This is a genomic window from Kitasatospora sp. NPDC087315, assembly GCF_044744345.1.
GTDB lineage: Bacteria > Actinomycetota > Actinomycetes > Streptomycetales > Streptomycetaceae > Kitasatospora.
In genome coordinates, this window is record NZ_JBIUYD010000007.1 from 183,322 (window position 1) to 208,204 (window position 24,883).

Below are 24,883 nucleotides of genomic sequence, written 5' to 3' on the forward strand. Positions count from 1 at the left end.
TCGTCCCGCTCGATCCGTCGGGGCCGGTGGCGGCGCGGCGTCCGACCAGTGAGAAGGATGTCCCGTGGCGCGCAGGCTCCTGCCGACCCTCCTGTTCTCCCTCGCCGCCCTCCTGGGGCTGCTCCCCGCCGCGGCGGCGGCACCGGCGGACCCGGAGCCGGCCCCGGCCGGCGCCCACGCCGACGAGGCGTACCCGTCCACCGAGGACATCGACCGCTCCCGCGCCGAGGCCGACCGCCGGGCCGAGTCGGTCGGCACCATCGAAGCCGGCCTCACCGCCGCCAGGACGGCGCTGGAACGGGCCGGCCGGGTCGCGGAACAGGCCGTCGAGGCCTACAACGGCGCACAGCTCGCGCTCACCAGAGCCCGCGCCGAGGAGGCCGCCGCCGCCGGGCGGGCCGCCGCCGCCGAGGCCGAGCGGGCCGCCGCCGTCGAGGACGCCGCCCAGCTGGCCGCTGAAACGTATCGCCAGGGCGCCGGCGCCGAGCTCTCCGCCCTCAACGCCCTGTTCGGCGCGCACGGCCCGCGCGAGGCCGGGGACCGCGCCGCGGTGGTCGGCGTCGCCAGCGACCGCACCCGGCAGATCCTGGACGCCGCGACCTCCACGGCCGCCTCCGCCGCCCGCGCCTCGGCCGCCGCCCGCGCCGCCGCCGAGGCCGCCGGGCAGGCCGCCGCCGAGGTCGGCGCCGCCAGGGAACGCGCCGAGGCCCGGCTGGCCGACCAGCAGACCGAGGTCGGCGCCATCGGACAGCGCCGCGAGCAGCTGCTCGCCGAACTGGCCGCCACCCGGAACACCACGGTCGGGCTGGAGCGGCAGCGGCGCGAGGCCCTGGAGGTCATCGCCGCCCGTGAGGCCGAGGCCGCCGCCCGCGCGGCCGCCGAGCAGGCCGCCGCCGAAGAGGCCGCCGCGGAGCAGGTCGCCGTCGCGGCCGCGGCCGCCGCAGCAGCGGACGTGAAAGCCGCCAAGGCGGCCCCGCTCCCGGAGGCCGCCCCGTCCACGGACGTCCGGCCGTGGTCGGCCGAGGCCGCGTCCGCCGCCGTCGCCTTCGCCCGCTCCAAGATCGGGCTGCCCTACATCTGGGGCGGCGAGGGCCCCGACGGCTACGACTGCTCCGGGCTGACCATGATGGCCTGGCGCCAGGGCGGCAAGCAGCTCAACCACTTCGCCGCCGACCAGTACGCCCAGAGCAGCCGGGTCGGCTACTCCCAGCTCCGCCCCGGCGACCTCGTCTTCTGGACCGACACCGGCCGCGCCGCCGACATCCACCACGTCGGCCTCTACATCGGCGACGACCAGATGATCGAGGCACCCCGCCCCGGCCGGGCGGTCAAGCAGGCCAGCCTCTGGATCATGGGCACCCCGGACTTCTACGCCCGCCCGTAGCGGGCCGGGCCTCCGGCCGCCAGGTGGCGGTGCGTCATCTCCGGTGGTGGCGGCCGGTGGTCCGTGCCGAAATAAATGAGATGCCGCCGTCGCGGGCCGGTCGTACGGTGGCTCAATGGGCAACGAAGTGAACGGCGAGTCCCGTGACCCGGGCCGTGGCCGGCTGAAGGAGACCGTCGACACCGTGGGCGGCGTCGAGATCCGTGCGATCGCCGAGGACGAGATCGCCGCGTGGGACCGGGCGCTCGCCCTGGGGTTCATGCGCTCGCACGTGGAGAGCGCGGCCGACTTCCGGCGGCTGCAGTACGAGCCGGGGCGGGTGCTCGCGGCCGTGGACGACGGCCGGCACGTCGCCACGTTCCGGAGTTTCGACGTCGAGCTGACCGTTCCCGGCGGGGCCACCGTCCAGGCGGACGCCGTCACCGCCGTCACCGTGTCCGCCACCCATCGCCGGCGCGGTCTGCTCAGCCGGATGATGTCGCACGACCTGGCGGCGGCCCGCGAGCGCGGCTCGGCGGTCGCCATCCTGATCGCGGCCGAGTACAACATCTACGGCCGGTTCGGCTTCGGCCCGGCCACCCGCGGCCACGGCTGGAACATCGACCTGCTGCGCACCCGCGGCCTGCGCGAGGGCCTGCCCACCGTCCCCGGCGGGCGGATCGACTTCGTCGGCATGGAGGAGCTGCGCAAGGTCGGCCCCGAACTGCACGACCGCTGGCGGCTCACCCAGCCCGGCGCGATCGCCCGTGACGACATCTGGTGGAAGCGCACGACCGGCGAGACCAAGGTGCCCGGCTTCGACTGGAAGGAGCCCTTCGCCGCCGTCCACCGGAACGCCGAGGGCACCGCCACCGGCCTGGTCGTCTACCGGGTCGACGACAGCTGGGACGGCAGCTACCCGAACTGCACCCTCACCGTGGCCGACTTCCTCGCCCTCGACCGGGGTGCCGCCGCCGAGCTGTGGCGGTTCGTCCTCTCCGTCGACTGGGTGCGCAAGGTCGTCGCGGAGAACATCGGCGTGGACGACCCGCTGCCGCTGCTGCTCAGCGACCCGCGCGCCGCCACCCCGTACGTGGACAACGCCGACTTCACCTGGCTGCGGGTGCTCGACGTCGAGGCCGCCTTCAACGCCCGCACCTACGGCGCGCCGGGCCGGGTCGTGCTGGAGGTCGAGGACCGGGACGGCTATACGGCCGGGCGCTGGGCCATCGAGGTCGCCGCCGACGGCACCGGCCGCTGCACCCGCACCTCCGACGAGGCGGACCTCGCGCTGGACGCCTCCGCGCTCGGCTCGCTCTACCTGGGCGGCGAGACCGCCCCGAGGCTGGCCGCCGCGGGCCTGGTCACCGAGCTGCGCCCGGGCGCGGCCGCCGCCGCGGACCTCCTGCTGCGTACCCCACTGGCCGCCTGGAACCCGGACAATTTCTGAGCGGCGCACCCCTGGTGGGCTTCGGCCGGTCCGCCGCGGCCGTCGTGCGGGCAACCGCCGACGGCCGGGCGGGCCGGCCGTCGGCATGACCGGCCCGGTGGCCCGGATCCCGCTCCCGCCTCCGGTCCCGTCGGGAGCGGGCGCCTTTCCGGGAGCGGGCGCCTGATGGTGGCTCCGGGCCTACTTGGCGGCCGTCTTCCCGATGGTGGGGAGGATGAAGTCCTGGATCAGGCCCTTGGCGTCGCGGACGATCGGGCGGAACACCCGGTAGCGCGAGAGGTTGATGATCCGGGCGACCATCGGGGTCGAGCGGCGGACGTACTCGCGGGTGCGCTCGGTGTCCGGGGTGCGGTCGAAGACCCAGTAGAGGACGACGATCATCAGGTTGAGCCAGAGCAGGTCGGGCAGCAGCTCGGCCAGTTCGGCGTCCAGCTTGGGGGCGAGTTCCGACCCGGTCAGCACCTCGCGGAACAGCTCCACGGCGGTGGCCCTGGCCGGGTGGGACTCGTTGGAGAACGGGCTCAGCGCGCTGTTCGGGTCGGCCGCCGTGCGGAAGAACTGGGCGGCGAACTCGTGGTACGGCGCCGCGCAGTCGAGCCAGGAGCTCACGGCGATCTCCAGACGCTCCGTGAAGTCCTTGGTGCCGGCCAGCCGTCGGCGGGCGTCGGCGGCGTGCTCGTACGTCATCCGGTCGTAGAACCCCTGGATGAGGAATTCCTTCGACGAGAAGTAGTAGTAGGCGTTGCCGACCGAGACACCGGCCTCGGCGGCGATGGCGCGCATGGTGGTCTTGTCGTAGCCGCGCTCCTGGAAGAGCCGCATGGCGGTCTCCAGGATCAGCGCCCGGGTCTGCTCGCTCTTGTCGGTCTTCGGCTGGGCACGGCTGCCACGCGATTCGGCGGGCGGTGCCGCCGGGGGCGCCGCCGGTGCCTCTACCTGCGTCCCGTCCGCACCACGCGTACCGTTCGCGGCGCTCGTGCTGCCCGTACCGTTCGTCGCTGCCAGGTCGTCCACGGATCCGAGCCTAGCCGGATCGCTCAGTTCCAGCCGGTGTCGTGGCGTACGGCACCGGATGCCCCCTCCGCATCCGGTGCCGTCGCCTCGCCCCCGCTTATTTCGAACGCGTTCAAAAGCATGGCACGACTGTAGAGGTAAGCGTTGAACATGTTCAACCCGGGGTGTGTGGGAGGCTCGTCACATGACCGCATCCGATGACCGCGCCACGACGACTCCGGCCGTCGGGGCGACGGCCGCCACGGGCTCCCCGGCCTCGGCCACCACGATCCGGCGGGGCACCGCGCACGATGCCGGGACCGTCGCCGAGTTGCACAGCCTCAGCTGGCGTACCGCGTACACCGGCATCGTCCCGGAGGAGGCGCTCGGCGACGGGCTGCCCGCCGAGCGGCACGAGGTCTGGTCGCTGCGGCTGGCCGTCGACTACGGCGAACCGGCCAACACCCCGGAGCTGCTGATCGCCGAACAGGCCGGTGCCGCCGTCGGGTTCGCCTATCTCGTCCCGCAGCCGGACGGCCGCGTGCTGCTCGACAACCTGCACGTCCGGCCCGGCCGCACCGGCGGCGGCATCGGCCGCGCCCTGCTGGACACGGCGCGCGCGCACGTCGCGCGGCGGCACCCCGGCGCCGACCTCTACCTGGAGGTCCTGTGTGCCAACACTCGGGCGGTCGCCTTCTACGAACGCGAGGGTGGTCGCCGGACGGCGCAGCGGGAGGGCGTCTTCCCCGGTGGCCATGTGCTGCCGGAGTACGAGTACACCTGGCCGGCCGCCGGCTGAGACCGGCCGCCGGTCAGTCGTGGTCGTAGACCGTCACCGGCACCCCCTCCACCAGCCGGGCCGTCACCAGCGGCTCGACCCGCTCCCAGCGCCCGCCCGCCAGACCGCAGCCGATCCGCGGTATGTGGACGGACGCGCCGAGCGCCAGCGCCTGCCCGGCCAGCGCCGTCAGCGCGGTGTCGATCGCCTCGTACCGGACCGGCACGCCCGTCGACCGGGCCGTCCGGATGCCGCGCTGGCCGACCATGTTCGCCACCCAGACGTACGGTTCGACCCGCACCAGCTGGACGGCACCCAGCCCGAAGTCGTTGCCCGCGCGCTCCCGGTGCCAGTGCCGGAACGCGGCCTCCGGCTCCGGCCAGCGCCGGGACAGCGCCAGCACGAACCCCTTGCCCCAGCCGCCGAGGTCGTTGCAGACGTGCGCGATCACCTTCACGCCCTTGGCCTGGGGCGCGGTGGCATCGCCGCGGACGTAACGGATGGTCGTCGCTTCCATGCCCCGACGCTAGGGCTTGTCTGACAATTCCCGCCGCGCGCACGGCGCCGGGCATCCCGCCTGGACGCACCGCCGAATCGGCCGAGTACGTCCAGTACGAGGCCGCTCCGGCGGCACGCCCAGCCGGGCGCCCAACGCCGCGCGCTGATGCGACGCGAACTGTCAGACAAGCCCTAGCCCGCAGTACCGACAGTCCGTTCGGAATTTCCGGCCGCGTTCCCAGCCGGGTTCCCGGCCGCGTTCCCGGCGGCAGGCGGCCGGTCCGGGCCCCGCAGGTGGCGGCGGCCGGACAGTGCGATCAGCAGGGCGAGGGCGGCGGCGCCGGCGGGCAGCCAGTAGCCGGTGCCGGGGGCGGCGTGCTCGGCGACCGCCCCGGCGAGGGCCGCACCGGCCGAGATGCCGACCACGATGCCGGACACCGCCACCGCCATGCCCTCGTTCAGCCTCCGCCGCGGCAGCAGCTCCTGGACCAGCGTCATGCCGGTCACCATGGTCGGCGCGGTGCCCGTCCCGGCCGCGAACAGCGCGACCCCGAGCGTGCCGAGCCCGGCCCCACCCAGCCCGGCGGCCAGCGGCAGGAGCAGCAGACCGGCCATCGCCCCGGTGCCCAGCAGGAAACGGACGCCCGGTGCCCGGCGCGGCCGCAGCAGTCCGAAGGCCAGCCCCGCCGCGCACGAGCCGGCCGCGACCAGTGCCAGCAGCCCGCCCGCCACCGGCTTGTGGCCGAGCGCGTCGGCGTACGCCACGGTGGTGATCTCCATCGAGCCGAAGACCATGCCGGTGGCGAGGAAGGTCAGCAGCAGCACCCGCAGGCCGGGCACCCGCAGCGGTGAGCCGTGGCGTTCGCGCGACGGGCGCTCCGCGACCGGCGGTTCGGTCCGCCGCTGGGCCGCGAAGAGCAGGGCGCCGGTGGTGCCGAGCACACCGGCGGTGACCATCCCGGCCTCCGGGGCCAGCGTGGTGCTGAGCGTCATCGCGAGCACCGGCCCGGCCATGAAGCAGAGTTCGTCTAGCGCCTGCTCGAAGGAGTTGGCCAGGTGCCGGGCCGCCGGGTCGTCCCGGTACAGCTGCGCCCAGCGGGCCCGCGCCATGCCACCCAGGTTCGGCGCCGCCGCGCACGCCGCCCAGCAGGCGTACAGCGTCCAGTCGGGAGCCCCGAGCCGGACGCAGAGCAGCAGGCCGGCGAACGGGACGGCGTTGTACAGCGTCGCCGGGACGGCGACCCGCGCCTGCCCGTACCGGTCCACCAGCCGGCCGAGCAGCGGCATGCCGATCGCCCCGGTGACCAGTCCGGCCGCCGCGACGGTGCCCGCCAGCGCGTAGGACCCGCGCCGTTCGGCGAGCAGGACCACCAGCGAGACGCCGGTCATCGACATCGCGAGCCGGCCGAGGAGCCCGGCCAGGGTGAAGGCGGCGGTGCCGGGGGCGGCGAACAGGCGTCGGTAGGAGGCGAACAGGGCGGGGGCGCGCGCGGGCATGGGGCTCCAGGGCAGAGAGGTCCCGGCGGCGGGGGTTTCCGGGGGAGCCCTCAGCTTCGCGGGGCGGACCGGCGCCCGTCCAACACCTGTTTCGCCGGACTCACAACACCCTGTTGTTAATCTGCCGCCATGCCCCGTGACCTGCACCCCCGCCTGCTCCGAGGCTTCGTCGCGACCGCCGAGACGCTGCACTTCGGCCGGGCCGCCGAGCGGCTGCACGTCGCCCAGCAGGCGCTCAGCCGGGACATCCGCGCGCTGGAGCGGCTGCTCGGCGACGCGCTCTTCACCCGGACCACCCGCAGCGTCGAGCTCACCCCGGCGGGGCTGCGGCTGCTGCCGAAGGCGCGTCGGCTGCTGGCCCTGCACGACGAGATCGTCATGGACGCCGCGCACCGTCCGCTGCTGCTGGACCTCAACAGCGACGTCACCGGACCGGACCTGACGGCCGGCCGGGTGCTCGAACGGGCCCGGGCCGCCTGGCCGGAGGGTGAGATCCTGGCGCGCTTCCTCGGCGGACTCGCGGCGGCCGCCGGCGAGCTGCTGGCGCACCGGCTGGATGTCTCGTTCGGCCGATTCGCCGGCCTGTCGACCGGTCTGCGTTCCCAACTCGCCCAGGTGCCGGTTCGGTTGGAGCCGATCTCGGTGATGATGGCGGTCGGCCACCCGCTGGCCGGCCGGTCGGTGCTGCGCCTCGCCGAGCTGGCCGGTCACCCGGTGGACGTCTGCGCCGGCAATCCGGCCACCACGGAGTGGGCGGACCTCGGCGCCCGGCTGCTGGCCGAGCACGGCCTGGTGGCCGCCGCGCCGTACGTCCCGCCGGTCGGCGTGGACGAGACCGCCCGCTACCTCGCCCGGCACGGCGATCCGATGCTGACCACCACGGGCGGCCCGCTGATCCCCGGTGTGGTGAACGTGCCGCTGGTCGAGCCGGTGCCGCTCAGCCTGGTGAGCCTGGTGCACCGCCCCGACCTGCGTCACCCCGGGCTGACCGCACTGGCCGCCGCGGCCGCCGAACTCGGCTCCCGCGAAGGCTGGTTGCATCGCCCGCCGGGCAGCTGGCTGCCGACGGCCGACGCCGGGCTGGTGGCGCGGGCCTGAGCGATCGGAAGTCTCCCGCCCCGGGCGGAATGGCCCGCCGCCCGGCCGTTGTTGAGGCCGGAGACGAACCCGCCCCTGCCGTTCGGGGGTCGGCAGGGGCGGGGCGTGCGGGTACGTGTTGCGGCGGCGCGGTGGTGAAGCGCCGCGGAGGCGAAGCGGTGCGGTGGCCGTGGTCGGCCGGTTCAGGCCGCCTTGACGGCGGAGATGTCGAAGCTGAGCTTCACCTTCTCGCCGATCAGCACGCCGCCGGTCTCCAGCGCGGCGTTGTAGGTCAGGCCCCAGTCGGTGCGGTCCAGGACGGCGGTGCCCTCGAAGCCGACCCGCTCGGCGCCGTAGGCGTCGGTGGCGCTGCCGGTGTAGTCCAGGTCCAGGACGATCGGGCGGGTGGTGCCCTTGATGGTCAGCTCGCCGGTCAGCCGGTACGAGTCGCCGCGCAGCCGCTCGGCGGAGGTGCTGCGGAAGCGGATCTCGGGGTGGGTCTCGGCGGCGAAGAAGTCGCCGGTGCGCAGGTGCTCGTCGCGCTGCGTCTGGTTGGTGTCGATGCTCGCGACCTTGATCACCAGCTCGGCGGTGGAGTTGCCCGGGGTGGTGCCGTCCAGGTGGAGCTTGCCGTCGTACTCGGTGAAGCGGCCCTTGACGTTGGTGACCATCGCGTGCCGGACCGAGAAGCCGACCTCGCTGTGCGTGGTGTCGATCGCCCAGTCGCCGGTGAGGTGGCCGAGGTCCGGGCCGGCGGGGGCCTTGACGGCGGTGACGGTGGTGGCGGTGTTCTTGGTGCGGTTGAAAAGGCCCATGGCTCCCCCTCGGGTTCGAAGCCATTTGTTTAGGCTTCAACTTGTTGGCTTCAGCCTAGGGCAGTTTCGTTAAAAGTTCAACCATGCTGTTCGGGTGATTCCCCGGAGCCGGCGCCCGTGCCCGCCCGGCCGGCCTCTCGTCGGTGGCGCTTTCCGCTTCGGGGGGCCGAGGCGTCGGCGAACCAGGCCAGTTCCTGTCCGCATTGAGCGCAGGGCCGCCGGATAGTCTTCGAACGTCGGTTCCGCAGACCCCGGGAGGGCCCCGCTCATGTTCGTGCTGCACGCGCTCTGGCGGGCGGACGGGCAGCTGGCGCTCTGGGCCGAGGATGCCCGGGCCTATCCCGCCGCGACGGCGGGTGACGCGCCCGCCGACCGGCCGTCCCCGCGCGCCCACCCGTACGCCTGCCCGGCCGCGGAGGTGGCCGCCCTGCTCGGCGGGATCGGCCCCGGCCTCGGCTGGCTGGCCGGACAGGCCCCCGAGCGGTGGGCCACCTTGCTGCTGCCCGCCGTCGGCGGCCGGCCGGCCCCCTCGCCCGACCTGCCGGTCACCCCCGCGCGCGGCGGCGCGGTCCTGCTGCCGTGGCGGGTGCCCGCCCTGCTGTTCGACGCGGCGGCGGCGGCCCAGCTGCTCGGGGAGGTGTTCGACCCGCACTGGGCCGTGACCGGCGCCGAACTCCCCGGTGCCGGGACCGTCGAGGTCACCTACGGCCCCTCGCTGCGCTGGCTCACCGCCGTGCACGACCTCGCCTGGCGCGTGGTCGGGCGAGGCCGGGTGCTGCCGGTGGCCGTCCTGGAGGGCGGCGTGCCGTCCGCCCGCTGGCGGCCGGACCCGGGGCCGGCCGAACGCCGGGAGGCCGCCGCGCTGGCGGCCGGCTGCCCGCCGGTCTGCCGGGGCGAGTGGCCCGCCGACCCCGGCGCTGCAGCCCTCGCCGCTTGGGCTGTTCCCGCCGCCCCCGCCGATCCCGTCCATGTGCCGGGGCGCAGCGGGGAGGCGCTGGTGGAGGCCGTTCTGGCCGCCCTGGTGGACGCCGAGGCCCGCGCCGTGCTCGCCGCCGAGCCCCCACTGCTGAAGCCCGCCGGTGTCGCCCGCCCGGGGGCGGCCGAGCGCTGGCTCGCCGCCCTGGCGGCCCCGGACGGGCGCCTCGCCCCGGAGGGCGGTCCTGCACCGGACGGGCGCCTCGCCCCGGACGGCCTTCCTGTCCCCGGCGCCGGACCGGTCCCGGCCGACCCGGCCGACCTGGCCGACCTGGCCGAGCCGCCGGAGTTCGCCGAACTCCGGCGCCGGATCGCCGCCTGGTACGCCGCCGCCGAGCCCGCCACAGTCGAACTGCGCCTCTGCTTCCGGCTGGTGGAACCGCTCGGCCCTGACCCGGACGACCCGGAAGGGCGGCCGTCCGACGACCACTGGCGGGTCGAGTTCCTGCTCCAGGCCGTCGACGAGCCCTCGCTGCTCGTCCGGGCCGCCGACCTGCACGAGGGCGGTGCCGCGCTGGCCGCGCTGGCCCGCAAGGCGGACGACCCGGCGGAGGTGCTCGCCGCCGAACTGGCCCGGGCCGCCCACCGCTGGCCCGCACTGGACGGGCTGCGCCACCGCGCCCGTCCGGCCGCGCTCCCCCTCGGCCGGGCCGGTGCGCTGGACTTCCTGCGCGACGCCGCGCCCGCGCTCGCCGAGGCCGGCTTCGGCGTCCTGCTGCCCGCCTGGTGGCGCCGCCGCCCCCGGCTCGGGCTCGCCCTGCAGGTCACCACGGTCCCGGCCCCCGGTTCGCTCGCCGTCACCAGCCAGGTGGACCGGGACGCGGTGGTCGCCTTCCGCTGGCAGGCGGCGCTCGGCGACGGCGGTGACCCGCTCAGCGAGGCGGAGCTCGCCGACCTCGCCGCCGCCAAGCAGGGCCTGGTCCGGGTGCGTGGCAAGTGGGTCGAGGCCGACCCCGCGCAGATCGCCGCCGCGCTCTCCTTCCTCGCCCACCGGCGCGACGGGGTGATGTCCGCCGGCCACGTCCTGCGTACGGCGCTCGACCCCGATGCCATGGTGGCCGGTCTGCCGGTCACCGCCGTCAGGGTGGACGGCCCGCTCGGCGAACTGCTCGCCGGCCGCGCCGTCCCGGCCCCCGTGCCCGCCCTCCCCGCGGGCTTCCGTGCCGTCCTCCGCCCTTATCAGGAGCGGGGGCTGGCCTGGCTGAGCGGGCTGGCCGGCCTCGGTCTCGGCGCCGTCCTGGCCGACGACATGGGCCTCGGCAAGACCGTCCAGACCCTCGCCCTGCTGGCCGCCGAGCGGGCCCGGGGCGTCACCGGCCCGACCCTGCTGGTCTGCCCGATGTCCCTGGTCGGCAACTGGCAGCGCGAGACCGAGCGCTTCGCACCGGGACTGCGACTGCACGTCCACCACGGCTCGGGCCGGCTCGGCGAGGACGAACTGGCCGCCGCCGTGAGCGGGGTGGACCTGGTCATCACCACCTACGGCCTGGTCCAGCGCGACCTCGCCGCGCTGCGGGCGATCCGCTGGCGGCGGGTGGTCGCGGACGAGGCGCAGCACATCAAGAACCTCGGCACCGCGCAGTCCCGGGCGATTCGCTCGCTGCCCGTCACCGTCCACCGGATCGCCCTCACCGGCACCCCGGTGGAGAACCGCCTCGCGGAACTGCACGCCGTGCTGGACTTCGCCAACCCCGGACTGCTCGGCTCGGCCGAGCGTTTCAAGGAGCGCTACGCGATCCCGGTCGAGCTACACCGCAACCCGGACCTCACCGCCGAACTCCAGCGCCGGACCGGGCCGTTCGTCCTGCGCAGGCTCAAGTCCGACCCGGCGGTGGCGGCCGAACTGCCCGCCAAGCAGGAGATGACCGTCTGGTGCAACCTCACCGCCGAACAGGCCGGCCTCTACCAGGCGGTGGTGGCCGACCTGTTGCAGCGGGTGCAGGGCATCAAGGGGGTGCAGCGGCGCGGCACCGTCCTGGCGTCCATCGGCAAGCTCAAGCAGGTCTGCAACCATCCGGCCCAACTGCTGCACGACGGCTCGGCGCTGGGGGAGCGGTCGGGCAAGGTGGCCCGGCTCGCGGAGCTGCTGACGGAGGCGCTGGCCGAAGGGGACCGCGTTCTGGTCTTCACCCAGTACGCGGAGTTCGGCGCGATGCTCCAGCCCTATCTGACCCGGCGGCTCGGCGAGGAGGTGCTCTATCTGCACGGCGGGGTCTCCCGGGCGCGCCGTGAGGAGATGGTGGCGCGCTTCCAGTCGCCGGACGGGCCAAGGGTGTTCCTGCTCTCGCTGCGGGCCGGCGGCACCGGCCTCAACCTGACCGCCGCCAATCAGGTGGTCCACCTCGACCGCTGGTGGAACCCGGCGGTCGAGGAACAGGCCACCGACCGCGCGTTCCGGATCGGCCAGCGCCGCGACGTCCAGGTCCGCCGGCTGGTCTGCGTGGGAACGGTCGAGGAGCGGATCGACGAACTGCTGGCGGCCAAGCGGGCGTTGGCCGAGGCGGTGGTGGGGGAGGGCGAGCAGTGGCTCACCGAGCTGCCCGCCGACGCACTGCGCGAACTGGTCGCGCTCTCCCGTGACGCGGTGGCCGAGGAGGAGGGCCGATGACCGGGCAGCACCCGTCCGGGCACCAGCCGGAGCACGGACCGGACCGCGAGTCGACGCGTGAGCCGGAGCGGGGACAGGCGGCGCCCATGACCGTCGCCGACTACTGGCGCGGTGACTTCACCCTGCGCGCCGAGGCGGTCGAGGACCGGATCGAACCCTCGCTGAGCCGCCTCGGCCCGTCCGGGATCACCGTCCGCGGCCGGGACCTCGCCACCCTGCTCGCCCCGGCGTACGACGCCTTCCGGGCCTGACCCCGCCGCCCGATGTCACAGACCGGGGCCCTGTCCGGTCCTCGTGATGGCCCCCGCCCGGTCGACGGCGTGACGGCGTGACGGCGTGGCGGTGTGGCGGCGTGGCGGTGTGGCGGTGTGGCGGTGTCCGGGTTCGGCGAGGCGGACGGCGGCGGCCGGATCACCGGGATCCGGGCCCTGCGCGACCCCGGCAGCCCACCCACCGCTGCGGCCCGCGCTCCGCTCCCTACGGCGGATCCCACGGCCGGTCCCGGCCGGCGTTGACCCTCGACCTGGTCGAGACGGCAGAGTCGGCGGCATGGAGAGCGACCTGCGCAGCATCGGCGCACTGGCCCGCGACAGCGGTCTCAGCGTCAGCACCCTGCGCTTCTACGACGGCGCCGACGTGCTCACCCCGGCCTGGGTGGACCCGCAGACCGGCTATCGCTGGTACCGGCCCCGGCAGCTCGCCGACGCCCGGCTGCTCTGCCGGCTGCGGCGGGTCGGTCTGCCGCTGGCCGGCATCCGGGCCGTGCTCGGCGCCGATTCCGGCTCCGGCGCCGCCCACCGGGTGGTGGACGCACACCTGCGCAGGCTGGAGGACGGCCTCGCCGACGCCCGCCGCGAGCTCTCCCTGATCCGAGCGCTGATCGACCAGAGGGAGAACCCCGTGACCACCACACCCACCGAACTCCGCTTCACCGTCCCGGCCGGTGAGCTGGCCGCCGCGCTGGACGCGGTCCGCTTCGCGGTCGGCGGCGATCCCGAACTGCCGGTCCTGGCCGGCGTGCTGTTCGACCTGGACGGTGCGCTGCTGCGCCTGGTCGCCACCGACCGGTACCGGATGGCGCTCGCCGAGGTCCCGGTGCGGGGCGCGTCCCCGGCCGAAGAGCCGGCGACCGAGGGTCTTCCGGCCGGCGCGATCGTTCCGACCGCCCTGGTGGACGGCATCCGCGCGCTGCTCGGCGCGGGTGGCGAGGAGGCGGAGCTGACCCTGGGAGGCGGCCTGGTCCGGGTCGAGACCGGCGGGCACCGCATCGAGGGTGCCACCCCGGACCACGACTACCCCGACTACCGGTCGCTGATCCGCCTCGACCCCGTCCACCGGGTCGGCCTGCCCGCCGTCGAACTGCGCGGCGCCGTCGAGTCCGGCGCCACCCGGACCCTGCCCTCCGGGCCGCACGGGGCCGCCTGCGAGGTCACCGTCCTCGCCCTCGGCCAGGACGGACGGCTCACCGTCGCCCCGGCCGACACCGCCGCCGCACCCGGCGAGGTCCGGGTGGCCGTCAACCGCGACTTCCTGCTGGAGGCGCTCCGGGCCGCCGGCCGACCCGAGCAGCTCGTCCTCGAACTGACCGGTCCGATCGCCCCGTTGGCCATCCGCTCGGCGGACCGGGACGGCACCTTCTCCATCCTGATGCCGATCCGGGTCCCCGACCTCGGGTGATCCGCCGGGCGCGGTCCCGCCCTCCCCGGCCCGGCCCCACCGGAAGCACCGGGGGCCACTGCGCCCTGCGGCGACCTGTCCAGCGGATCTTCCGGGGCCCAGCGCGTCGGCGGGGACGGTGGTGCGCAGCTGGGCGAACTGCGCCGGCCCGGCCCGGCGCGTTTGCTGTTGTTAGCACCCTGCTTGCACATGCAAGCAGGGTGGGGCAGGGTGGTCGCATGGCCTCACTGAATGTCGGCTCGTTGGGCGAGTACATCCGCGAGCAGCGACGAAATGCGCAGTACTCGTTGCGGCAGTTGGCGGAGGCCGCCGGCGTGTCCAACCCCTACCTCAGCCAGATCGAGCGAGGGTTGCGCAAGCCGAGCGCGGAGATCCTGCAGCAGATCGCGAAGGCGCTGCGGATCTCGGCGGAGACGCTGTACGTCCAGGCCGGGATTCTGGAGGAGCGGCGGGACGAGGGCCTGGAGCTACGGGCCTCGATCCTGGCCGATCCGCTGATCAACGAGCGGCAGAAGCAGGCGCTGCTCGCGGTCTACGACGCTTTCCTCAAGGAGAACGCCGCTCATCAGGGCGCGGTCTCCGACGGCCCGGAAACCGGTGGCCCGCAGGCCGACGGTTCGAAGGCCGATCGCCTCGGGACCGCAGGTCCCACGACCGATGGCCCGAAAACCGTCGGCCCAGCAACCTAGACACCGGGAGGACCGGTCATGCCGATCACTGACGAGATCAAGAAGACCCTGAGCGACCCGACCCCGCTCTACGCCCTGGCCGGCGCGGGAGACCTCGCCTACGAGAAGCTGCGCGAGGTCCCGGGGAAGGTCGAGGCGATCGCCGCGGACCGCAGGGGCACGCAGGAGAAGGCCACGGTCAAGCTCCAGGAGGCGCAGGCCAGGCTGGTCGAGGCGCAGGCGAAGGTCGCGGGTACCGTGACCACCCTGCCCACCGACCTCAAGGTGCTCCAGGAGAAGGCACAGACCTTCGCCCTCCAGCAGGTGGGCCGGGCGGTCGAGCTGGCGGTGAAGGCCAAGGAGACGTACGACGAGCTGGCCGAGCGCGGCAAGGGCGTGGTGGACCGGGGCCGTCCGGGTGGCGCGGACGCGCTCACCGAGCCGGCGCGGGACCAGCAGCCGGAGCGGGCGGAGACCGAGCAGGAGCCGGTCGAGGCCGGACTGGTCGAGGCCGAACTGGTCGAGGCAGAGCTGGTCGAGGACGGTGCGCCGGCCGGGGCCGCCGAGGAGTCCGGGCCGAAGAAGGGCCCCCGGGCCCGGAAGAGCAGCGGGGCGGCCGAGTAGCCGCTCCGGCCCGGACCGGTCGAAGGCCGGTCGCGGAGCAGTGGTCCGGGGCACATCCGGTGGCCCCGGGACGTTGACACCTCGGCGGACGGTTCACCGTGCCAGGATGGGTGGGACCGGGACGCCGGAGCCGAGACACAGAGGAGACCGTGATGGGCGGAGTGGGTCAGATCCTGGACTTGGCTTACCTGAATCCGTTCTGGTGGCTGGCCGTGGCGATTCTGGGCTTCAAGCTCTTCGCACTGATCGACGCGGCCGCCCGCCCGGAGGACGCCTACCGGGCGGCGGACAAGAAGACCAAGCCGTTCTGGTTGGCGATCCTGGGGATCGCCTTCGGTCTCGATCTGCTGTTCGGGGCGAACTTCCTGACCAGCTTCCTGACCCTGGGCGGCCTGGTCGCCGCGATCGTCTACATGGTCGACGTGCGCCCGGCGATCCGGGAGCTGACCAACCGCGGCGGCGGGCGCGGCGACCGGCGCAACATGGGGCCGTACGGACCCTGGTAGACCGGTCGGCCCAGACGAACAGCGAGCCCCGGCGCGCGGGACCACCCCGAGCGCCGGGGCTTTGTGCGCAGGGCTCCGGTCACCGGGACGGTCAGCCGGACGCCGCTGCTCCGGTGCCGCGTCAGCCCAGGATCAGCTGGACCGGGTTGCGCTCCAGCAGCAGGACGGCGACGTCGTCCGTCAACGCGCCGCCGTTCAGCTCCTCGACCTCGGCGATCGCGCTGTCCACCAGCCGGCCCCTGGTCAGCCCGGCGGACTGGTGGTCGCCGACCAGATCAGCCAGCCCGTCCTGGCCGAGGCGGCGGGAGCCGGCTCCGACCCGGCCCTCGATCAGCCCGTCGGTGTACAGCAGCAGCCGCCAGCCGCGACGGAGTTCGAACCGGTGCGACGGCCAGACGGCCTGGCCGTCGTCGCACGGCAGCAGGCCGAGCGCGGGCCCGGCGAGGTCGGACGGAAGCATCTCGGGCTTGTGGTCATGGCCGAGCAGCAGCGGAGCGGGGTGCCCGGCGAGGTAGAGCCGGGCGTGCTCGACAGCACCCAGCGAGTCCAGCTCGCCGGACGCACCGCCGGGCTCGATGACCAGCATGCAGAGCGTCGCGAAGATCTCGTCGCTGCGTCGTTCGTGCTCCAGGACGTGCTGGAGGGTGGTCAGCAGCGTCTCCCCGGTGAGACCGGCGAAGACGAGGGTGCGCCACGCTATCCGGAGCGCCACTCCGAGGGCGGCCTCGTCGGGGCCGTGCCCGCAGACGTCCCCGATCACCACGTGGACGCTGCCGTCGTCGGTGCGGACGGCATCGTAGAAGTCGCCGCCGAGCAGGGCGCGGCGGCGACCCGGGCGGTAGCGCCGGGTGAAGGAGAGACCGGCGCCGTCCAGCAGCGGGGTGGGCAGCAGATGGCGCTGGAGCCGGGCGTTCTCCTGGCCGCGCAGCTCCGCCTCGACCAGTCGGCGCTGCGACTCGTCGGCGCGTTTGCGCTCCACCGCGTACCGCAGGGCCCGGGCCAGCAGGGGGCCGTCCGTCTCGTGCTTGATCAGGAAGTCCTGGGCTCCGGCGGCCACGGCGGCGGCGCCCAGTTCGGCCCCGGCGGCGTCGGTGAGCACCACGACCGCGGTGTGCGGGGCTCGGCGGAGCAGCTCGTGCAGGCCCTCCAGACCGTCGGAGGCGTCCGAGGGGTGCGGCAGGTCGGCGGGTGCGGCGAGGTCGAGCAGGACGCAGCTGAAGTCGGAGCCGCGCGGTCGGCCGCGCCGGTTCCACGGCGGGGCGGGGGCCAGCAGCTCGGTGGCCTGGTCCAGGCCGCGGGCCCAGTGGATCTCGATGGAGGTGCCGCTGTCGGCCACCGCCGCCCTGATCAACTGGGCGTCGGAGGCGTCGTCCTCGATCACCAGCAGCTTGAGCGGGGCGGCGGAGGGTGCGGAACGTCCGGCCGGGGAGTGCCAGAGGGAGGTGGCGGCCGCGGCGTCCGACCGGGGGTGCGGTATCGGCGCGGTGGCCGTGGCCGGGCCCACGGACCGTTCGGCGGGGCCTGGGCGGTTGCGGGCATGGCCGGAGAGAGCGCCGTTGAGGGCGCCCGTCAGGTCAGCGGCACCAGGTGCCCGCCCGTCTCCCGTTGCGGGCATCGGTCGATCCTCCCTTTCCCCGAGTGCGTAACGGCCGGCGCCCGTCCGCAGTGCCCGCCTGGCACGGTGCGGCGGGGAACTTCTCGCGACCATAACGTGATCTCCGGGGATTTCTCTGGCCGACCGGCACCGTTGTGGCTATTGCCACGCCGGTGGCGGTGTGGTGAATGGACGTGGACGACGGATGAGGCCCGTACCGGGGACGCGCGGGCGGGCGGAGAAGGAGCACGCGATGGTGACGCGGATCACCCTGGTCGAGGGTGACATCACGGAACAGCGGGTGGACGCGGTGGTGAATGCGGCCAACTCCTCTCTGCTGGGCGGTGGTGGGGTGGACGGTGCGATCCACCGCAAGGGCGGGCCGCAGATTCTGGAGGAGTGCCGCCGGCTTCGAGCCTCGCATTACGGCAAGGGGCTGCCCACCGGGCAGGCGGTGGGGACGACGGCGGGGCGGCTGCCGGCCCGCTGGGTGGTGCACACCGTGGGGCCGGTCTACTGGGCGGACGAGTACGACAAGAGGGCGGAGCAACTGGCCTCCTGCTACCGCGAGTCGATCCGGGTGGCGGTGGAACTCGGCGCGGGCACGGTGGCCTTCCCGGCCGTGTCGGCCGGGGTGTACGGGTGGCCGCTGGAGGATGCGGCCCGGATCGCCGTGGGCACCGTCGCCGAGGTGGTGCGCGGCGACAGGGCGGGCGAAGCGGTGGAGCTGGAGGAAGTGCGGTTCGTGCTGTTCGGAAGGGAGGCGTACGGGGTGTTCGAGCGGGCGTTGCGGGTGGCGGACGAGTTGCGCGGGTTCGAGCGGAACGACTGAGCAGGGTGGGGCCCGAGCGACGGTGGTGGCGCCGATCGGATGCCTCCATGGTGGCGTGACAAGGCGTCAACATGCCAGAGGTATTCGATAACTCGTTCGAGTGAATCCCTGGGATCGCTCACCAGCTCCTGCCGGTGCCGCCCCGCCGCCCGCCATCGTCTGCCGGCTGGAGGCAACGCCCACTACGGCGCGAGCGCCGTCCACGGCACGGTGACCTCGCCCTGGCGCCATCGCCCGCGCGCGTCCACCAGCGGCCAGCTGCCCGACAGCGCCGTGCACGCCGCCACCCAGCGCTGCCGGGCGCCGAACGCCCCGTACGGCGCGGCCGCCGCCCAGGCCCGGTCGAAGTCGGTGAGGAAGGCGTGCACCGGCCGGCCCGGCACATTGTGGTGGATCAGTGCTTTCGGGAGCCGTTCGGCCAGGTCGGACGGTTGCCCGAGGCCGCCGAGCCGGGCCGCGAAGGTCACCGTGCGGGGCCCCTCCGGGCCGAGCGCGACCCAGACGTGCCGCCGCCCGATCTCGTCGCAGGTCCCCTCGACCAGCAGCCCGTCCGGCGCCAGCCGGGCGCAGAGCCGCTCCCACACCCCGGCCACCGCCGCCTCGTCGTACTGCCGCAGCACATTGGCGGCCCTGATCAGCCGGGCGGGCGCGCCGCCGTCCAGCGGCACCTCGAACCCGCCGCGCCGGAAGGTCAGCAGCGGCGGCTGGGCGTACGGCAGTGCCGCCGCGACCCGCTCCGGCTCGATCTCGATCCCCACCACCCGGACGTCCGGCCGTACCGCGCGCAGCCGTCCGGCCAGCTCGACCGCCGTCCAGGGCGCGGCGCCGTATCCGAGGTCGACGGCCACCGGCGGCCGGTCGGCGGACCGCAACGCGTGGCCCAGCGTGTGCGCGATCCAGCGGTCCATCCGCCGCAGCCGGTTGGTGTTGGTGGTGCCCCGGGTGACCGTCCCCACCGGCCGCCCCGCCCGCCCTCGGGCGGGCGCGGTCACGGAGTCGAAGGAGGCGGCCATGCCCAGAAGGGTACGCGCGCGCCCACCCGCCCTCCGCGTCCGAGCCCGGCCGCCGGCCCTCCGGACCCGCCCGCTCCCGGCCCGCCTCGGGCCGGGCCCCGACCACCGGCCGCCCCGCCCGCTCAGGGCGTGCGCCATCTCATGTGCCGGGACGGGAATGCCGATCGATGACCTGGTGGTTGGCACACTGGTGGCGATGTCTGCCCGGACGGGGCAGCACGCCGCCGCGCCGCACCCGCGACGCGGCGGTGTGGCGCCGGCGGCAGCGCACAGACCGAACAGCAGGCAGCAGGCAGGCTGCAGCGACCGGGCAGCACAGAGGAGGCTTCAGCCAGGTGATCCAGCACCCCGTCCGTTCGGTACGCCGTGCCCAGCCGACCCCGCCCGTACGCGGCCGGCTCCAGTCGCTCGTCACCGGCCGCCAGCGCCGGCCCCGCCGGATAGCCATGCTCAGCGTGCACACCTCGCCGCTGCACCAGCCCGGCACCGGCGACGCGGGCGGGATGAACGTCTACATCGTGGAGCTGGCCAAGCGGCTCGCCGACCTCAACATCGAGGTCGAGGTGTTCACCCGGTCGATCTGCTCGGACGACGCGCCCACCGTCGAGCTGGCCCCGGGCGTGCTGGTGCGGCACGTCACCGCCGGGCCGTACGAGGGCCTGCTCAAGGAGGACCTGCCGGCGCAGCTCTGCGCCTTCACCCACGGGGTGCTCCGTACCGAGGCCGGCCACCGCCCCGGCCACTACGACCTGGTGCACTCGCACTACTGGCTCTCCGGCCAGGTCGGCTGGCTGGCCGCCCAGCGCTGGGGCGTGCCGCTGGTGCACACCATGCACACCATGGCGAAGGTCAAGAACGCCGCGCTGGCCGAGGGGGACACCCCCGAGCCGGCCGCCCGGGTGATCGGCGAGACCCAGGTGGTGGAGGCCGCGGACCGGCTGATCGCCAACACCACCGAGGAGGCCGCCGAGCTGGCGCTGCACTACTCCGCCCGGCCGGACCAGCTCGCCGTCGTCCACCCGGGCGTCAACCTGGACGTCTTCCGCCCGGGGGACGGCCGCGCCGCCCGGGCCCGGCTCGGCCTGTCGCAGGACTCCGCCGTGCTGCTCTTCGCCGGCCGCATACAGCCGCTGAAGGCGCCGGACGTGCTGCTGAGGGCGGTCGCGGCGCTGCTGGAGCGGCGGCCCCGGCTGCGGGAGCGGCTGGTGGTGCCGGTGGTCGGCGGCCCGTCCGGCACCGGGCTGGCCAGGCCGGAGAGCCTGCACAAGCTCGCCGCCCAGCTGGGCATCGGGGACGTGGTCCGGTTCCACCCGCCGGTCGGCCAGAGTCAGCTGGCGGACTGGTACCGCGCGGCGACGGCGCTGGTGATGCCCTCGTACAGCGAGTCCTTCGGGCTGGTCGCGCTGGAGGCGCAGGCCTGCGGCACACCGGTGGTGGCGGCCTCGGTCGGCGGTCTGCCGGTCGCCGTCCGGGACGGTGTGACGGGCACACTGGTCCACGGCCACGACCCGCAGGCCTGGGCACACGCGCTGGAGCCGTACGCCACGGAGCCGGGCCTGGTCGCCCGGCGGGGCGAGGAGGCGGCCCGGCACGCGGCCGGCTTCGGCTGGGACACCGCCGCGGCGGCCACCGCCGAGGTGTACGCGGGCAGCCTGTCCAGGCCGGCGGGCCGGCTCACCGGCTCCCGCCTGCGGCTGGCCTGAGCACGGGCACCGGTCGGGGCCGGTCGCTGCTGCGCGCGGCCGGTACCGCCGAGTAACGTCACCCTCATGGCTATCCGCACCAAGGACGAGGCCCTGACCCTCCTGCGCACCGCCCTGGACGACGCCGGGGTGGCCTGGGAGCCGGCCACCGCCGATCCGTACACGCTGGTCGCGACCCTCCCGGGCACCCGCAAGCTGAGCACCACCTGCGCCCTGCGGGTCGGCGACCACACCCTCTCGGTGAACGCCTTCGTGATCCGCCGCCCGGACGAGAACCACGAGGGCGTCTACCGCTGGCTGCTGGAACGCAACACCCGGCTGTACGGCGTCGCCTACGCGATCGACCAGCTCGGGGACGTCTACCTGGCGGGCCGGCTGCCCCTGGAGGCGTTGGCCGCGGACACCGTCGACCGGCTGCTCGGGACGGTGCTGGAGAACGCCGACGAGCCCTTCAACACACTGCTGGAGCTGGGCTTCGCGTCGGCCATCCGGCGCGAGTGGGAGTGGCGGACCAAGCGCGGGGAGTCCACCCGCAACCTGGCCGCCTTCGCCCACCTCGCCGCCCCGGCGGCCGAGTAACGATCGGCCCGGCCGCCGCTCAGGAGCCCGTGGAGGCCGACGCCGGCGCCGGCGCCGATGCCGGCTCGGGCCCGGTGTCGGCGGGGCCGCCGACCGCCGTCGTGCCGTTCCGGCGGCCCGGGACGGCGGCGGCCGTCGCCGCTCCGGGCCGCCGGCCCAGCACCGCGTACCCGGCCGCCGCCACCGTGCCGCAGACCGCGCAGGAGCCCCACACCGCCGTGCTGCCGACCCACTCCAGCAGCACACCGCCGACCGCCGGGCCCAGGAACGAGGCGAGCGACCAGGAAAGCGAATAGACGCCCTGGTAGCGGCCTCGGGCGTGGGTCGGTGACAACTCCGCGATCAGGCCCATCATGGTCGGCGCGTTCAGGATCTCGCCGATCGTCCACACCGCGACGGTGAACGCGTAGAACCACGCGGACGACCCGGCGAGCGCGGTCAGCCCGAAGCCCCAGCCGATGAACAGCGCGCTGGCGACCAGCAGGGCCGTCCGGTCGCGGCCCTCCATCCACCGGGTGAGCGGGATCTGAAGCAGCACGATCAGCAGACCGTTGAGCCCGATCACCAGGCCGTACTGGACGGAGGTGATGCCCGCCAGGCCCATGTCCACGGCGAGCGTGGTGCTGCCCTGCTGGGCGACCAGGGCGAGCAGCAGGTTGAGCGCCACCACCGTCATGAAGCGGGTGTCCCGGAACACCGTGCCGAGGCCGATCCTCGGTTCGTCCGGTCGGCCGACCGGCTCGGCCGGCCTGGTCTCCGGGATCCGGATGAAGATCACCACCGCGCAGATCAGGGTGGAGAGCGCGTCCAGCAGGAAGAGAGTGAGGTAGCCGTGGGTGGCGATCAGGCCGGCGGCCGCCGCCGAGAGGCCGAAGCCGATGTTGATCGCCCAGTAGTTCAGCGAGTAGGCGCGGACCCGGTCCTCGGGGGGCACGATGTCCGCGATGATCGCCGAGGTGGCCGGCCGGGTCGCGTTGTTGCAGAGGCCGACCAGGAAGACGACCACGGCGATGGCCACCTGACCGTCCGTGAAGCCGAGCACCGCCGTGAACAGGGCGGTGCCCAACTGGGCGGCGACCAGTGTGGGGCGGCGCCCGATCCGGTCGGTCAGCACGCCGGCGCCCACCGCCGAGATCGACGAACCCAGGCCGAAGAGCGCCGCGACCAGGCCCGCGTACGAGGGCGGATAGCCCCGGCTGGTGGTCAGATAGAGCGACAGGAACGGGACCACGAACCCGCCGAGCTTGTTGATCAGGGTCGAGGTCCAGAGCCACCAGAACTGCCGGGGCAGCCCGCCCATCGTCTCGCCCGCCGCTCTTCGGATCCGGTCGGTGAGGGGCAGGTCGGACGAGGCGGGCATGCGGGGCTCCCCGGGGCGGCAGGCGGCGTTGGCAGGGTGTCCGCTGGGCGGGGCAGGCGGAACCGCCCAGCAGATAGGTAAGAGTCAAAACTGCTGAGCACACATTACACATGGCCATAGGTCCCGACCAGGGGTTTTCCGGGCTCCACTAAGCTGGGGGCCATGGCTGACACGACGTACCGACTCATCCTGCTCCGTCACGGCGAGAGCCAGTGGAACCAGAAGAACCTGTTCACCGGTTGGGTCGACGTCGACCTCAACGAGAAGGGCGAGAAGGAGGCCGCGCGCGGTGGCGAGCTCCTCGCCGCCGAGGGTCTGCTCCCCGACGTGCTGCACACCTCGCTGCTGCGCCGCGCGATCCGGACCTCGCAGATCGCCCTGGACAAGGCCGACCGCCACTGGATCCCGGTCAGCCGCAGCTGGCGCCTCAACGAGCGGCACTACGGCGCGCTCCAGGGCAAGGACAAGGCCCAGACCCTGGCCGAGTTCGGTGAGGAGCAGTTCCAGCTCTGGCGCCGCTCGTACGACACCCCGCCGCCGGTGCTCGCCGACGGCGCCGAGTACTCGCAGGCCGGTGACGCCCGTTACGCCGACATCCCGAGCGAGCTGCGTCCGCGCACCGAGTGCCTGAAGGACGTCGTCGAGCGGATGCTCCCGTACTGGTACGACGCCATCGTGCCGGACCTGGCCGCCGGCCGGACCGTCCTGGTCACCGCGCACGGCAACAGCCTGCGCGCGCTGGTCAAGCACCTCGACGGCATCTCGGACGAGGACATCGCCGGCCTCAACATCCCGACCGGCATCCCGCTGGTGTACGAGCTGGACGCCGACTTCAAGCCCGTCACCAAGGGCGGCCGCTACCTCGACGCGGAGGCCGCCGCCGCCGCCATCGAGGCGGTCAAGAACCAGGGCAAGAAGTAAGCCCGAAGACGTAACGGCCCCTCACCTGCGCGTATGGCGCTGGTGAGGGGCCGTCGTCATTTCCGGACCGGCTGTGGGCCGTCAGCCTTGGTGATCCCGGGGCTTGAACACCTCCCCGATCGCCTTCCGGGCCCGGTGCCGGCTGTTCCGGCATCAGGTGGACGTAAAAGCGGCCGCGCAGGCGCTCAGGGCCCCGGGGTGCGGGGCCTCGGGGGTGCAGGGTTCTCAGTGGCCGCAGCAGCCGCCGCTGACGCCACCGCACTGGCAGGGGGCGCCGGACTGGCAGCCGCAGCCGCAGCCCGGGCCACAACCGCAGCCGGCCGCGAGGACGGGCAGCAGGTTCGGGGTGGGCGGCTCAACGGTGGCGTGTGCCGGTGCCGGTCGGGTCGGGTTTGCCTTCATCGCGCTGGCTCCTCCTTGTGACGGGCACACTTCGGTGCCTACGGCATCGAGTGAAACCGCCAATCGGAGGGAGCGTCAACAGGCGCGCAGTGGTGGGGAGCCCGAGAGGTCGTGCGCCCCCACCACTCCTGTTCGAGGTTTACTCACCCTCCGGGGGGAGCCCCGTCGCCGGGGCCCCACCCCTGAGGCCCCACCCCGGGGGGCCCAGGCGCCGAGGCCCCCGGCGGCCTCACTCCCCAGCGGCGGCGGCGGCCTCCGTGGAGGCCACGAACTCGTCCACGTGCTCACCGGTGACCAGGTACACCACCCGCTTGGCGACCGACACCGCGTGGTCCGCGAACCGCTCGTAGTAGCGGCCGACCAGGGTGACGTCGACGGCCGTCTCGATGCCGTGGTGCCAGCGGTCGTCGATCAGGTGCGCGAACAGTTCGCGGTGCAGCGCGTCGATCGCGTCGTCGTCCTGCTCCAGCTCCAGTGCCTTGTCGACGTCCTTGGTGGCGATCACCAGGCCGACCTTGGCCACCAGACGCTGGGCGAGCTGCCCCATCTCCAGCACCGTCGCGTGCAGGTCCGCCGGCACCGCCGACTCGGGGTAGCGCAGCCGGGCCACCTTGGCCACGTGCCGGGCCAGGTCGCCGCAGCGCTCCAGGTCGGCGCTCATCCGCAGCGAGGTGACGACGATGCGCAGATCGGTGGCGACCGGCTGCTGGCGGGCGAGCAGGTCGATGGCCCGGTTCTCCAGGTCATGGTGCAGGTCGTTGACCTTCTCGTCGGCGGCGATCACGCTCTCCGCCAGCGCCAGGTCCGCATCGAGGAGCGCGGTGGTGGCCCGGCCCAGGGCCGAACCGACCAGCCGGGCCATCTCGACCAGGCTGTCGCCGATCGAGTCGAGTTCCTCGTGGTACGCGTCGCGCATGCTCTCTCCTCAGTAGCTGTGTCGGTGGCGGTGC

General features: G+C 74.2%; 22 protein-coding genes. 14 read left to right on the forward strand and 8 right to left on the reverse strand.

Features of this window, described 5'->3' with window-relative positions:
* The first annotated feature begins 64 nt into the window (after nucleotides 1–64).
* Complete coding sequence (locus ACIO5D_RS12545; RefSeq protein WP_400795004.1) at nucleotides 65–1,384, forward strand: C40 family peptidase; 1,320 nt, start codon at nucleotides 65–67, stop codon at nucleotides 1,382–1,384.
* Nucleotides 1,385–1,499: 115 nt separating this feature from the next.
* Nucleotides 1,500–2,813 (forward strand): GNAT family N-acetyltransferase, encoded by a 1,314-nt coding sequence (locus ACIO5D_RS12550; protein WP_400659947.1) that lies wholly within the window; start codon nucleotides 1,500–1,502, stop codon nucleotides 2,811–2,813.
* A 180-nt stretch (nucleotides 2,814–2,993) separates the two neighbouring features.
* On the opposite strand, the gene ACIO5D_RS12555 is transcribed toward ACIO5D_RS12550, so the two are convergent.
* Nucleotides 2,994–3,827, reverse strand: coding sequence for a TetR family transcriptional regulator (locus ACIO5D_RS12555; protein ID WP_400795006.1), 834 nt, complete (start codon nucleotides 3,825–3,827; stop codon nucleotides 2,994–2,996).
* 184 nt (nucleotides 3,828–4,011) lie between these two features.
* On the opposite strand from ACIO5D_RS12555, the gene ACIO5D_RS12560 reads away from it, so the two are divergent.
* Nucleotides 4,012–4,605 carry a GNAT family N-acetyltransferase gene (locus ACIO5D_RS12560; RefSeq protein ID WP_363612451.1) on the forward strand — a complete coding sequence of 198 codons (594 nt, stop codon included), beginning with the start codon at nucleotides 4,012–4,014 and terminating at the stop codon, nucleotides 4,603–4,605.
* Between the two features lie 13 nt (nucleotides 4,606–4,618).
* Here the strand turns inward: ACIO5D_RS12560 and ACIO5D_RS12565 are convergent, their stop codons facing one another.
* Together ACIO5D_RS12565 and ACIO5D_RS12570 are read right to left on the reverse strand one after the other, a co-directional pair.
* On the reverse strand, nucleotides 4,619–5,101 hold the full coding sequence (locus ACIO5D_RS12565) for a macro domain-containing protein (protein WP_400795008.1): 483 nt from the start codon (nucleotides 5,099–5,101) through the stop codon (nucleotides 4,619–4,621).
* A gap of 173 nt (nucleotides 5,102–5,274) precedes the next feature.
* Entirely contained in the window at nucleotides 5,275–6,579 is a 1,305-nt protein-coding gene (locus ACIO5D_RS12570; protein WP_400659954.1) for an MFS transporter, read from the reverse strand.
* Nucleotides 6,580–6,708: 129 nt separating this feature from the next.
* Between ACIO5D_RS12570 and ACIO5D_RS12575 the strand changes: the two genes are divergently transcribed.
* Nucleotides 6,709–7,677, forward strand: a complete 969-nt coding sequence (locus ACIO5D_RS12575; RefSeq protein WP_400795010.1) for a LysR family transcriptional regulator — start codon at nucleotides 6,709–6,711, stop codon at nucleotides 7,675–7,677.
* Nucleotides 7,678–7,859: 182 nt separating this feature from the next.
* Here ACIO5D_RS12575 and ACIO5D_RS12580 read toward each other — a convergent pair whose 3' ends face one another.
* Nucleotides 7,860–8,471, reverse strand: a complete 612-nt coding sequence (locus ACIO5D_RS12580; protein ID WP_363612459.1) for a YceI family protein — start codon at nucleotides 8,469–8,471, stop codon at nucleotides 7,860–7,862.
* A 268-nt stretch (nucleotides 8,472–8,739) separates the two neighbouring features.
* Here ACIO5D_RS12580 and ACIO5D_RS12585 point away from each other — a divergent pair, with 268 nt between their 5' ends.
* The 6 genes from ACIO5D_RS12585 to ACIO5D_RS12610 all read left to right on the forward strand — a co-directional run bounded on the left by ACIO5D_RS12585 (nucleotide 8,740) and on the right by ACIO5D_RS12610 (nucleotide 15,529).
* On the forward strand, nucleotides 8,740–12,054 hold the full coding sequence (locus ACIO5D_RS12585) for an SNF2-related protein (protein ID WP_400795012.1): 3,315 nt from the start codon (nucleotides 8,740–8,742) through the stop codon (nucleotides 12,052–12,054).
* Nucleotides 12,051–12,305, forward strand: coding sequence for a hypothetical protein (locus ACIO5D_RS12590; protein ID WP_400659965.1), 255 nt, complete (start codon nucleotides 12,051–12,053; stop codon nucleotides 12,303–12,305). The genes ACIO5D_RS12585 and ACIO5D_RS12590 overlap by 4 nt, the downstream gene beginning before the upstream one ends.
* Nucleotides 12,306–12,603: 298 nt before the next feature.
* On the forward strand, nucleotides 12,604–13,731 hold the full coding sequence (locus ACIO5D_RS12595; RefSeq protein WP_400795014.1) for a MerR family transcriptional regulator: 1,128 nt from the start codon (nucleotides 12,604–12,606) through the stop codon (nucleotides 13,729–13,731).
* A gap of 218 nt (nucleotides 13,732–13,949) precedes the next feature.
* Nucleotides 13,950–14,420: a helix-turn-helix transcriptional regulator gene (locus ACIO5D_RS12600; protein ID WP_363612467.1), complete on the forward strand. Its 471-nt coding sequence runs from the start codon at nucleotides 13,950–13,952 to the stop codon at nucleotides 14,418–14,420.
* Between the two features lie 18 nt (nucleotides 14,421–14,438).
* Complete coding sequence (locus ACIO5D_RS12605; RefSeq protein ID WP_363612469.1) at nucleotides 14,439–15,023, forward strand: hypothetical protein; 585 nt, start codon at nucleotides 14,439–14,441, stop codon at nucleotides 15,021–15,023.
* Between the two features lie 152 nt (nucleotides 15,024–15,175).
* Nucleotides 15,176–15,529: a DUF2516 family protein gene (locus tag ACIO5D_RS12610; protein ID WP_363612471.1), complete on the forward strand. Its 354-nt coding sequence runs from the start codon at nucleotides 15,176–15,178 to the stop codon at nucleotides 15,527–15,529.
* 121 nt (nucleotides 15,530–15,650) lie between these two features.
* Here ACIO5D_RS12610 and ACIO5D_RS12615 read toward each other — a convergent pair whose 3' ends face one another.
* A complete protein-coding gene (locus tag ACIO5D_RS12615) occupies nucleotides 15,651–17,144 on the reverse strand; it encodes a SpoIIE family protein phosphatase (RefSeq protein WP_363612473.1) in 1,494 nt (497 codons plus the stop codon).
* A gap of 232 nt (nucleotides 17,145–17,376) precedes the next feature.
* Here ACIO5D_RS12615 and ACIO5D_RS12620 point away from each other — a divergent pair, with 232 nt between their 5' ends.
* Nucleotides 17,377–17,955, forward strand: a complete 579-nt coding sequence (locus tag ACIO5D_RS12620; protein ID WP_400795017.1) for an O-acetyl-ADP-ribose deacetylase — start codon at nucleotides 17,377–17,379, stop codon at nucleotides 17,953–17,955.
* A 182-nt stretch (nucleotides 17,956–18,137) separates the two neighbouring features.
* Here the strand turns inward: ACIO5D_RS12620 and ACIO5D_RS12625 are convergent, their stop codons facing one another.
* On the reverse strand, nucleotides 18,138–18,968 hold the full coding sequence (locus ACIO5D_RS12625; RefSeq protein WP_400659868.1) for a class I SAM-dependent methyltransferase: 831 nt from the start codon (nucleotides 18,966–18,968) through the stop codon (nucleotides 18,138–18,140).
* A gap of 338 nt (nucleotides 18,969–19,306) precedes the next feature.
* Here ACIO5D_RS12625 and mshA point away from each other — a divergent pair, with 338 nt between their 5' ends.
* Both mshA and ACIO5D_RS12635 read left to right on the forward strand, forming a co-directional pair.
* Complete coding sequence (gene mshA, locus ACIO5D_RS12630; protein ID WP_400659881.1) at nucleotides 19,307–20,671, forward strand: D-inositol-3-phosphate glycosyltransferase; 1,365 nt, start codon at nucleotides 19,307–19,309, stop codon at nucleotides 20,669–20,671.
* A gap of 66 nt (nucleotides 20,672–20,737) precedes the next feature.
* Complete coding sequence (locus ACIO5D_RS12635; RefSeq protein WP_363612481.1) at nucleotides 20,738–21,250, forward strand: YbjN domain-containing protein; 513 nt, start codon at nucleotides 20,738–20,740, stop codon at nucleotides 21,248–21,250.
* Nucleotides 21,251–21,269: 19 nt separating this feature from the next.
* Here the strand turns inward: ACIO5D_RS12635 and ACIO5D_RS12640 are convergent, their stop codons facing one another.
* Nucleotides 21,270–22,610 carry an MDR family MFS transporter gene (locus ACIO5D_RS12640; RefSeq protein WP_400795019.1) on the reverse strand — a complete coding sequence of 447 codons (1,341 nt, stop codon included), beginning with the start codon at nucleotides 22,608–22,610 and terminating at the stop codon, nucleotides 21,270–21,272.
* 162 nt (nucleotides 22,611–22,772) lie between these two features.
* Here ACIO5D_RS12640 and ACIO5D_RS12645 point away from each other — a divergent pair, with 162 nt between their 5' ends.
* Nucleotides 22,773–23,531 carry a phosphoglyceromutase gene (locus ACIO5D_RS12645; RefSeq protein ID WP_400659861.1) on the forward strand — a complete coding sequence of 253 codons (759 nt, stop codon included), beginning with the start codon at nucleotides 22,773–22,775 and terminating at the stop codon, nucleotides 23,529–23,531.
* Between the two features lie 631 nt (nucleotides 23,532–24,162).
* Here the strand turns inward: ACIO5D_RS12645 and phoU are convergent.
* On the reverse strand, nucleotides 24,163–24,849 hold the full coding sequence (phoU, locus tag ACIO5D_RS12650) for a phosphate signaling complex protein PhoU (protein WP_363612487.1): 687 nt from the start codon (nucleotides 24,847–24,849) through the stop codon (nucleotides 24,163–24,165).
* Between the last annotated feature and the right edge of the window lie 34 nt (nucleotides 24,850–24,883).

What these genes read in the sequence shown, in the direction of transcription:
- ACIO5D_RS12585 (WP_400795012.1), top strand. Translation starts at nt 8,740, where the DNA reads ATGTTCGTGCTGCACGCGCTCTGGCGGGCGGACGGGCAGCTGGCGCTC.
- ACIO5D_RS12640 (WP_400795019.1), bottom strand. Translation starts at nt 22,610, where the DNA reads ATGCCCGCCTCGTCCGACCTGCCCCTCACCGACCGGATCCGAAGAGCG.
- ACIO5D_RS12600 (WP_363612467.1), top strand. Translation starts at nt 13,950, where the DNA reads ATGGCCTCACTGAATGTCGGCTCGTTGGGCGAGTACATCCGCGAGCAG.
- ACIO5D_RS12610 (WP_363612471.1), top strand. Translation starts at nt 15,176, where the DNA reads ATGGGCGGAGTGGGTCAGATCCTGGACTTGGCTTACCTGAATCCGTTC.
- ACIO5D_RS12615 (WP_363612473.1), bottom strand. Translation starts at nt 17,144, where the DNA reads ATGCCCGCAACGGGAGACGGGCGGGCACCTGGTGCCGCTGACCTGACG.
- ACIO5D_RS12575 (WP_400795010.1), top strand. Translation starts at nt 6,709, where the DNA reads ATGCCCCGTGACCTGCACCCCCGCCTGCTCCGAGGCTTCGTCGCGACC.
- ACIO5D_RS12560 (WP_363612451.1), top strand. Translation starts at nt 4,012, where the DNA reads ATGACCGCATCCGATGACCGCGCCACGACGACTCCGGCCGTCGGGGCG.
- ACIO5D_RS12550 (WP_400659947.1), top strand. Translation starts at nt 1,500, where the DNA reads ATGGGCAACGAAGTGAACGGCGAGTCCCGTGACCCGGGCCGTGGCCGG.
- ACIO5D_RS12590 (WP_400659965.1), top strand. Translation starts at nt 12,051, where the DNA reads ATGACCGGGCAGCACCCGTCCGGGCACCAGCCGGAGCACGGACCGGAC.
- ACIO5D_RS12595 (WP_400795014.1), top strand. Translation starts at nt 12,604, where the DNA reads ATGGAGAGCGACCTGCGCAGCATCGGCGCACTGGCCCGCGACAGCGGT.
- ACIO5D_RS12625 (WP_400659868.1), bottom strand. Translation starts at nt 18,968, where the DNA reads ATGGCCGCCTCCTTCGACTCCGTGACCGCGCCCGCCCGAGGGCGGGCG.
- ACIO5D_RS12620 (WP_400795017.1), top strand. Translation starts at nt 17,377, where the DNA reads ATGGTGACGCGGATCACCCTGGTCGAGGGTGACATCACGGAACAGCGG.
- ACIO5D_RS12580 (WP_363612459.1), bottom strand. Translation starts at nt 8,471, where the DNA reads ATGGGCCTTTTCAACCGCACCAAGAACACCGCCACCACCGTCACCGCC.
- ACIO5D_RS12605 (WP_363612469.1), top strand. Translation starts at nt 14,439, where the DNA reads ATGCCGATCACTGACGAGATCAAGAAGACCCTGAGCGACCCGACCCCG.
- phoU (WP_363612487.1), bottom strand. Translation starts at nt 24,849, where the DNA reads ATGCGCGACGCGTACCACGAGGAACTCGACTCGATCGGCGACAGCCTG.
- ACIO5D_RS12565 (WP_400795008.1), bottom strand. Translation starts at nt 5,101, where the DNA reads ATGGAAGCGACGACCATCCGTTACGTCCGCGGCGATGCCACCGCGCCC.
- ACIO5D_RS12645 (WP_400659861.1), top strand. Translation starts at nt 22,773, where the DNA reads ATGGCTGACACGACGTACCGACTCATCCTGCTCCGTCACGGCGAGAGC.
- ACIO5D_RS12635 (WP_363612481.1), top strand. Translation starts at nt 20,738, where the DNA reads ATGGCTATCCGCACCAAGGACGAGGCCCTGACCCTCCTGCGCACCGCC.
- ACIO5D_RS12570 (WP_400659954.1), bottom strand. Translation starts at nt 6,579, where the DNA reads ATGCCCGCGCGCGCCCCCGCCCTGTTCGCCTCCTACCGACGCCTGTTC.